The 7,119-nt window shown below is 27.2% G+C and carries 7 protein-coding genes; all 7 read right to left on the bottom strand.

Annotation, left to right across the window (positions count from 1 at the left end; genetic code table 11):
- Positions 1-179 precede the first annotated feature (179 nt).
- Positions 180-1,391, bottom strand: a complete 1,212-nt coding sequence (locus tag Q0K54_RS03505) for a PTS sugar transporter subunit IIC (protein WP_294578473.1) — start codon at positions 1,389-1,391, stop codon at positions 180-182.
- A complete protein-coding gene (locus Q0K54_RS03500; protein ID WP_294578472.1) occupies positions 1,384-2,130 on the bottom strand; it encodes an HAD-IIB family hydrolase in 747 nt (248 codons plus the stop codon). Before Q0K54_RS03500 ends, Q0K54_RS03505 begins: the two co-directional genes overlap by 8 nt.
- 32 nt (positions 2,131-2,162) lie before the next feature.
- Positions 2,163-3,407, bottom strand: a complete 1,245-nt coding sequence (locus Q0K54_RS03495; RefSeq protein ID WP_294578471.1) for a helix-turn-helix domain-containing protein — start codon at positions 3,405-3,407, stop codon at positions 2,163-2,165.
- Positions 3,408-3,614: 207 nt separating this feature from the next.
- Entirely contained in the window at positions 3,615-4,265 is a 651-nt protein-coding gene (locus tag Q0K54_RS03490) for a hypothetical protein (protein ID WP_294578470.1), read from the bottom strand.
- A 62-nt stretch (positions 4,266-4,327) separates the two neighbouring features.
- Complete coding sequence (locus tag Q0K54_RS03485; protein WP_294578469.1) at positions 4,328-5,524, bottom strand: MFS transporter; 1,197 nt, start codon at positions 5,522-5,524, stop codon at positions 4,328-4,330.
- 140 nt (positions 5,525-5,664) lie between these two features.
- The gene (locus Q0K54_RS03480) at positions 5,665-6,987 is read right to left on the bottom strand and encodes an ROK family protein (RefSeq protein WP_294578468.1); all 1,323 of its coding nucleotides are present in this window, start codon (positions 6,985-6,987) and stop codon (positions 5,665-5,667) included.
- The gene (locus tag Q0K54_RS03475) at positions 6,959-7,105 is read right to left on the bottom strand and encodes a hypothetical protein (protein ID WP_294578467.1); all 147 of its coding nucleotides are present in this window, start codon (positions 7,103-7,105) and stop codon (positions 6,959-6,961) included. Before Q0K54_RS03475 ends, Q0K54_RS03480 begins: the two co-directional genes overlap by 29 nt.
- Positions 7,106-7,119: the final 14 nt, after the last annotated feature.

The raw sequence follows: 7,119 nt of genomic DNA, 5'->3' as shown, positions 1-7,119 counted from the left end.
AACATTATCGAAATGATGGAATTAATCGTGTTTTAATCCCTATTTGTGATCAACAAATGAAAATGATGTATTATCTTTCTTATTTAAAAGTAAACAAAAATAAACTCACTCCATTTATTGCTTTAATACAAAATAGTGTTGCCAATATTTAAGCAACACTATTTAAATTTTTAAATATATTAATTGTTTTTCATTTTTTTGATAAAGGGGATGTATACCAAAATATCAATAATCAATAAACATAACTGCAATAACATTCCCGAAATACCAGAAGATAAAAAACCAGAAATAAAAATCGGTGTTGTCCATGGCAATTGAATACCATTTGTATATTTGACCAAACCAAAATACATACTAAAATATGCTAATATTGTATTAATTACCGGACAGATGATAAACGGTATAAATAATATCTTATTCAAAATAACCGGCACCCCATATATAATCGGTTCATTGATGTTAAATAACGATGGTATTAAAGATATTTGAGCAATTTTACGATAATGATTATCATAAATAATTAAAGCTAAGATCAATGCTAACGTAGAACCACAACCACCTAAATGAGTATAAAAAGTTTGAAAGCTATATGTAATAATATGAGTTGGAGTATTTCCTAAATTACTTGACGTTAAATTTTCAATCGAAAAAGTCATCAGTATTGGTGTCATAACCGAATTAAAAATATACGACCCATTAAATCCAAAAAACCAAAATAAACTAATTCCAAAATTAACAATAATTAAAGAAAACAGATGGCTCCCTAAATAATTTAATGGTTGAGTTATAATTAACTGAATTAATTCAAGAATACTCATTTTAAAAATACTATTGACAATGAAATTCATTATCAGAACAAAAACTAGTATAAAAATATCAGGTATAAGCATTTTAAAACTATCAACAATATCATTCGGTACTGCTAAAGATAATTCTAAACGACTATCCAACAATCTGAGTCGCTGTAAAAGAAAAGGTATCGATATTCCAATAATAATAGCGAAAAATATATTATTACTATTTAACCATACTACTTCTATTACCTCATTTTGTTTAAAGATTGAAACTGGGCAAAACGTTAAGTAACTCAGTAATGATACTACTATACCATTAATAATATGTAACTGATATTGTTGGCAGGCTTGATAACTTATTGATATGACCACAAACAAAGCTATATGATTATAAAACGTATTACTAACATAACAAATAATATTATAAAATGTAGTTCCAATAATTTCTTTAAGAAAATTATTTACTGATTCAACAGGAAAATTAATGATTAGGGTTAATATTGACATAACAACCATAATTGCTGATAAATTTACAAACCCTAATCTTATAATATTTAATAAATCATTTTTAATGATTTTGGCTATAAAATTATTCATTATTAATCATTGCTATACAATCAGATATGGAATCAACAACATTATTAGCATTACTATTTAGTTCTTCTATATTATTATTAATCATAAAACTATTATCATTAATTTCAAACATCGATAAATCATTATAAGAATCACCTATTACATGTATACTATCTTTATCCCATTTATTAATATCAATCAATTCTTCTATGGCACTTTTTTTACTGACACCTTCAGGTAAAATATCTATATACTGATTGTTTTTTTCAATATTCAATGTTGTAATCTTTAATAGTTGTTTATAAATAGCATTAATTATTGTTTCATTTTTATCAATAATTTCTAAACATATTCCTATAACTTCATATTCCAAATTAGCCATCACATGTTCATAAGATTCAGATTTCCATTTTGGGATATAAAAAGTGCTATTTTCAAATGACAAACTGACACATATTGATTCATCTTTGAATAAATCTAATATTTTAAATATTCGTGAAATATCTTCATTCTGTTTGAAAGCATGTTTTAAAATCGTTTGTTGATTTTGATCTTGTATCAAAGCACCATTGCACAAGATAACATATGTATAAGCAAGCTTATATTGATTAGCAAAGAAACTAAAAGTATTACTATTTCTTCCAGTTGCAATCACTAACGTATTGCTATTAGTAAATTTATTAAGCGCATTTATATCTTGAAAAGAAACTTTTTTATTTCTATATATAGTACCATCTAAATCACTTATTAGTATTTTCATTTAGTATTTCCTCCTATTTTAATAGAAGTTTCTCAGTACTTACTCCAGTTTAAATGATTATACAAATCAATTCGTTTAGAACCTTTTTTAATTATCCCAATCTGCTGACATTGAAAATCTTTACCAATATGATCAATAACTCGCTTCTTTTGATCTGGTGATATAATAACGATATATCCTACCCCACAATTAAAGGTGTTTAGCATTTCAAAGTCACTCACCTTTAAATAAGATTTTAAACAATGAAATATTTCCGGTATTTTAATTTTACTTAGATCGATACAGGCACAGAGATGATCTGGAATAACTCGTTTTAAATTTCTTGGAAATCCGCAACCAGTAATATTAACCAATCCTTTTACCATCTTTTGATCGATTAAATAATTCAAACAATCATAATAGCAAAATTGAGGTTTCATAATTTCTTCAATAAAGCTATTACCATTTATTGTTTCATTCTTTATTTTTGGAATACTGTTCATTAGCGTAGCTATTAAAGAATATCCATAATGATGCAATCCGTTAGAATTAATAGCAATAATTATATCATTTTCACAAATATTGTTTGTATCTATCGCCCTAGTATCGTCTACAATTCCAGTGATTGTTGTCGAGATAAGACATTGACGTGAATAAAGTGATTGTGGCTTAATTGATGTTTGTCCAGTTAAACACATAATTTTATGTTCACTAGCTTTGACATAAAATTCTCTAATTATCTTTTCTAAAAACTTTCTATCCAAGTTATCGGCAATAATATTTATTGTTATAAAAAGCGGTATACTTCCAATCATCAATATGTCATTAATCAAAGTAAAAATTATATCTTCAATCAATTCATTAATATAGCCATATTCAAAGGCAAGTAATTGTTTGGTAACTGGTTCTTGTACTTTGGAAACTATTTGAGGGTTATTAGCAAACGTTTTACTAGAAAGATCATAAGTTGCCCCTCTAAACGCATGATTATAAGGATATTTATTAATAATATTTTTTAGATTATTATTAATAATATCTATTTTAGTTACGTCAACACCAGATTGTTGATATGAAAATAATGGCCAGTTATCTTCACCCCTTAATATTTCATCAACCGTTACATGAAATATCTTAGCTAAATCATTCAACAAATCTACCGATGGTATTGATAAACCTTTTTCCCATCTAGAGACTGCTTGAAAAGAAATACATAGCTGATCAGCTAATTGTTTTTGCGTTAACATATTTAATTTTCTTTTTTCAAGTAAATATAATCCTATTTTTTTATAATCTAACATTTTTCATCCCTCATATATATTTTAATTTTTAAAATAATTAATTCCTATCATGATTTAGTTGAATAATTATTTAGTAATTCAATCATTCATTGAATCCCACATTTTTTTACATTAATTTATATTGTTTGATAACAATTTTCATTTAAATATTATAAAGAAAAAAACTCCGAAATTCATATATTACGGAGTCTTAAAATTATTAATTTTTTATCCAATTATCTTTTTAATCTGTTTATCAGTAGCATGAGGTAATACAGTTTGTAAATGTTGTCTAATTTTTTGGTATGATTTTGAAACTGAAACTTTATAAGCATCATAAACAAAATCTTCTCCAAATAAATATTCTGGTGTACTATACTCAGCAATTCCCCACCCATAACGATTACCATTTTTATCATATTTATACTCGAAATTAGCAATAATAACATATGTTTGCATCTGCAATCTAGTAATTATGGTCTCTAACCCCTTTTGGTGATCACTTAAATGTTTTAGTGAGGTTGATGACAGATATTTATTTTTAGCTACGATATCATAAATATACTGATCATTATATGAAGCTAAGTGATCATTAAAACGTGCATCAAAATCATACCCATCACGACGATAATTCAAAAAATATCCAAACCAATCCATACTGATAAACCCTGTCTTTTTATTAAAAAATTTACCATAAACACATTTCTTGCTGGCAGCTAATGGGCCTTTCCATTCCCAGGGACCATCAACATCATCATTAAACCAGATATTAGGATCAGTATTTTCTTCAACCGAAAAACCTGGTATATCATTTTTAAATAATGGCAAGAAACCATATTTTTCAATTGCTTTTAATAAATCAGTTTGATTTTTAATCATCTTTATCACCAGCTTTCTTCTTATTATTATAATTAATTACTGGATATTATTAAACATATCTTTTAATTAAATAATTTTTTATCATTACCACTGCTTATTTTAAAGAAGATAACTAATATTAAAGCAACGATCATACAACCAGTACAGATTAAATATAGATTTGAATAAGTAGTAACATCAAGAATTTGACCAGCGATATTTTGAAAAATTATTGCAACTAGATTTTTTAAAGTTGCTACAAAAGCCAAAGCAGTAATCTGCTGTCTTTCATCTATTAAAGTATTCACCACTTTTAAATTAATCATGATATATAACATTCCAGCCGGATGTTTAGCCATCAATGTAACTAAAATGATAAAAATCATTGGTAAATCAAAACCATAAACAGCACATTGAACTAAGACCATGCTTATTGCAATTAATAACAACATCTTATTAGATATTTTATCCATAAATTTACTTGATAATAATACAAGTGGAGCTTCGCAAAATACCGCAATTGATAAAATAGTTGAAGCGATATCTACATCTAATCCTTTATCTGTCAGCATTGAGGGAATAAAAGTATTTGACATATTAGTAACACCATAAAAGATAGCACAAATACCTAAATAATACAGATATTTTTTGTTCTTGACTAAATTCCAAGTGCTTACTTTTTCAGATGCAACAACTTTATTAGTTTCCATGTTCGGACTAGTTCCTAATAATCCAATAATACATAAAAACATCGTAAAAACAAATACAATAAATAATGATTGTGGTGAAATTACTGCATATAGAATTCCAGCTAGTTGTGAACCTAACGCATAACCAATCGTTCCCCAAATTCTAATTTTGCCATATTGATAGGGTGAAGCTGTAGCCACTTTTTCCATGATTGGATTAACCCCATTGATCATCATTAAAACAACGCTATAACTAGCAGCAATCATCAACAGGCTATTTGATACCATGAAAATCAAACCACCGATAGCAGCAATAAAAAATAAAACTGTATTGACTTTTTTAAGATCATATTTATCATTCCACTGACCAATAATTGGCTGAGAAATTAATGATGTCAAAAAGGACATAGAAACTACCAGGGATACTTCACTAGCCTTAAATCCCTTATCCATTAAATAAACTGAAATCAAAGCACTAAATAATGCCCAAGATAGGTAATAAAAATTATACATTAAAAAATAGCTTAAATAACTATTACGATACCATTTCAATAAACTGTTTGCTTCTACTTTTTTTAAAACACCTTCCATACTCTTTCTCCTTTCAAAGAAAGAATATCAAAAAATATTTGGTAATAAAATAATCGTCTTCTAATTTAAAATTCAATTTCTAAATAAAAACATTTATCACAATTTTTTTGTAAATTGTGTTTACAAAAAATAAAGACATCCTAATTAGATGTCTCTACTTTATCCTTTTTTATATCCTCAACACATAATTTAGTTGTTCCATCAAGCAAATAAGAGCTGATTTCTTTAACACAATAAAATTCAGGCATAAATTCAGCTGGAATAAATGAATTCAGTTTATTTTTAATTTCATCCATATCTGGCGTTAATGGTGAAAAAACAGCAATCGCTTCAGGGCCAACGGTACAAACAACTGGTAATAATGATTTAGTTACTAACTCTAATACCCCTTGTTCATTCCAAGCCAATTTTTGAATATCATCAGAAAACTGCATTCGATGAATAAAATACCTGACTTCACCGGCAATTCCGTTTTTACCAGTAATCAGTTTATTATCTAAAATTATTCCCTGTCCTCCCACTCCATAACCAAATGGTTGGGAATGGAAAACAATATTTTTGTATTCAGGATGTTCTAAAGCAAAACCAACTGCAGCCGCATTAGCATTATTATAAGCAAATACCTCAATGCCATATTTATCTTCAAAATCTTTTTTCAAATCAATATTTTGTTCATTAGTTGAACTGCGTAATTGATTATCACCACGAATCATACCAGGAGTAGCAATACCAATAACATCAATATATTGGTGTTTTAAAAGAACAGTATCAATAATATCATATAGATCATAAATATTCATTGTTTGTTTAATGATCAAATTACTATCAATAATTTCACATTTATCATTTAAACGATAATAAATTCTCGTTTGTGCCCGATTTACTGAAATAACAATTGACAAGATTCTTTTTTCATACTGAACACAATGGCTACCTTCTTTTTTCTTTTTAGTTTTAACTTCCTGTTTACTAGCATAAAATTTTTCTACTTCAGCTTGTACAAATTTTAGGGCTTCTAATGCATCATAAGCAGCAAAAATAGCTGTAGGAATCTGTAATACCAGTTTTTCTGGTAAATTTTCTTGCAGACGTTTTAACATATAGCCTATTTGCGGTGCAATCAAAACAACATCATATTTTTCAACTTCTTCATAAATACTTAAATATGATACTGCATTAAAATGATAATCCAGCCCTAACATCTCAGCAACAGAATTTAAATTTTCGGCAAACATTGATGTCGTTAAACCTGCTGAACATGAAAGTAATACTTGTAAAGTCTTTTCTTCTTTTAAACCAATTAAGGTTTCGATCATTTCATTATATAGTTGCTTAGCATGTTCTTCTTCTTTCAATTCAAAATGCAAATAAAACTTAACGGAATCATCTTTTTTAGATAAGATTTTAAATTCTACGATCAAACTATCTTCAATTTTAATAAAAATAAATTTCTGCTTCCCCATAATCAGTTTTTAACTTGATCGTTTCATCACTAACAACTTCTATTTGATAATCTTCACTATGATGATCTAAGATCCAAGCTTTAAAATCAAAACTTGCTGTAGCATTTTCTTCACTCATAATCAACCCTCTTT

The sequence above is a fragment of the uncultured Thomasclavelia sp. genome (assembly GCF_944324745.1).
In the GTDB taxonomy this organism is placed as follows: Bacteria; Bacillota_I; Bacilli_A; order Erysipelotrichales; family Coprobacillaceae; genus Thomasclavelia.
The sequence above is the reverse complement of the archived record's forward strand: the minus strand, read 5'-3'. Positions and strand labels throughout refer to the sequence as shown.

Excerpts from the sequence above, each read along its gene's own strand:
- Q0K54_RS03505 (WP_294578473.1), bottom strand. The coding sequence starts at position 1,391 with ATGAATAATTTTATAGCCAAAATCATTAAAAATGATTTATTAAATATT.
- Q0K54_RS03500 (WP_294578472.1), bottom strand. The coding sequence starts at position 2,130 with ATGAAAATACTAATAAGTGATTTAGATGGTACTATATATAGAAATAAA.
- Q0K54_RS03495 (WP_294578471.1), bottom strand. The coding sequence starts at position 3,407 with ATGTTAGATTATAAAAAAATAGGATTATATTTACTTGAAAAAAGAAAA.
- Q0K54_RS03490 (WP_294578470.1), bottom strand. The coding sequence starts at position 4,265 with ATGATTAAAAATCAAACTGATTTATTAAAAGCAATTGAAAAATATGGT.
- Q0K54_RS03485 (WP_294578469.1), bottom strand. The coding sequence starts at position 5,524 with ATGGAAGGTGTTTTAAAAAAAGTAGAAGCAAACAGTTTATTGAAATGG.
- Q0K54_RS03480 (WP_294578468.1), bottom strand. The coding sequence starts at position 6,987 with ATGGGGAAGCAGAAATTTATTTTTATTAAAATTGAAGATAGTTTGATC.
- Q0K54_RS03475 (WP_294578467.1), bottom strand. The coding sequence starts at position 7,105 with ATGAGTGAAGAAAATGCTACAGCAAGTTTTGATTTTAAAGCTTGGATC.